This window comes from Streptomyces sp. NPDC037389, from assembly GCF_040636475.1.
Taxonomy (GTDB): domain Bacteria; phylum Actinomycetota; class Actinomycetes; order Streptomycetales; family Streptomycetaceae; genus Streptomyces; species Streptomyces hesseae.
In genome coordinates this window covers 1-1,233 of the sequence record NZ_JBEZUS010000068.1, presented here as the reverse complement: position 1 = coordinate 1,233, position 1,233 = coordinate 1, and the positions used below count along the sequence as shown (strand labels likewise).

At 69.8% G+C, this 1,233-nt stretch carries 1 protein-coding gene and 1 pseudogene; both read right to left on the bottom strand.

Annotated features, from left to right (window positions below):
- Nucleotides 1-350: pseudogene (locus AB0E98_RS33810) on the bottom strand (argininosuccinate lyase); the annotation flags it as partial.
- A partial coding sequence (locus AB0E98_RS33805; protein ID WP_361710327.1) for a cysteine synthase family protein occupies nucleotides 347-1,233 on the bottom strand: 887 nt, incomplete at its 5' end. The pseudogene AB0E98_RS33810 and the gene AB0E98_RS33805, both read right to left, overlap by 4 nt.

The following is a 1,233-nucleotide window of genomic DNA, read 5'->3' as shown; positions in this document are numbered from 1 at the left end:
TGCAGTCTGGTGCGGACGGCGGCCTTGTCCCGGGTCAGTCGCAGGACGGCCGGATCGAGCCCGGGCAGGCCGAGGCGTTCGGTGAGGGCGGCGCCGGCCAGGGTCCAGGTGTCGGTGGAACTGATCAGACCGCGCAGCCCCGGGACGCGCCGGAGCAGATCGGCGGTTCGTTCCACGTCGAAGGTGTCGGTCACGACCACGTCGAGGGCGTCGTCGGGCAGCCGGTCCAGCTCGTTGGCGTAGTAGGCGGGGTCCCGGGTGAGGAGCAGCAGGCGCTCGCCGAGCCGGCCGGCGGCGCGGACCAGATGGCCGAGGCCGAAGGTCAGTGACTCCAGGCAGGCCACGGTCATGCCGCCCGCTCCTTCCAGGGGGCCGGACAGGGTGTGCGCTGCCACGTCATCCTCGACCAGGGCATGGTCATCTCCTCCGGAGTGCGGACCTCGAGGGGTTTCAGCGCGGCCGGGTCCAGGGCCTCGGCGTGCCGGGCGAACACGCGCTCCACGTAGCGGTGTCCGGTGTCGGCCCCTATCACCAGGTGCAGCCGGTCGGGGTGGCGACGGGCCTCGTACGTCGCCGTCAGGTAGCCGGCACCGGTGGACAGCCCGGCGAACACCGCGTGTTCGCGCAGCAGGCTGACCGCACCGGACATGGCGTGGGTGAAGTCCAGCCAGTGCACGGTGTCGTAGAGGTGGTGACGGACGTTGTCGAAGACGATCGATGAGCCGATGCCGGCGATGATCGCTTCGGGATCGTGATGGTCCTGGCTGCCGAAGGTGACGCTTCCGAAGGGCTGGACGCCGACCAGACGTACCGAGGGGTCGGTGACGCGCAGGCGTTCCACGATGCCTCCGGTCGAGGCTCCGGAACCCACCCCGCCGACGACGGTCAGCGGTACGGCCGGGAATTCCGCCGTGATCCGGTCGGCGACTTCCTGGTAGCCGAGGTAGTGGACGTCGTCGTGGTACTGGCGCATCCAGTGGTGCCCAGGATGCTCGGCGAGTATCTCGCGCACCCGCCGCACCCTCAGTTCCTGGTCGAGTTCGAGAGTGCGCGAGGGTCTCACCTGTTCCACCGTGGCGCCGAGGATCTCCAGTTGGGCGAGGGTGGTGGCATCGACGGTGGTGGACGCGACGATGTGGCACCGCATGCCGTACCGGTGGCAGGCCAGGGCGAGGGCGTAGGCGTAGATGCCGCTGGAGCTGTCGATCAGGGTCTGACCCGGACGGACCGTGC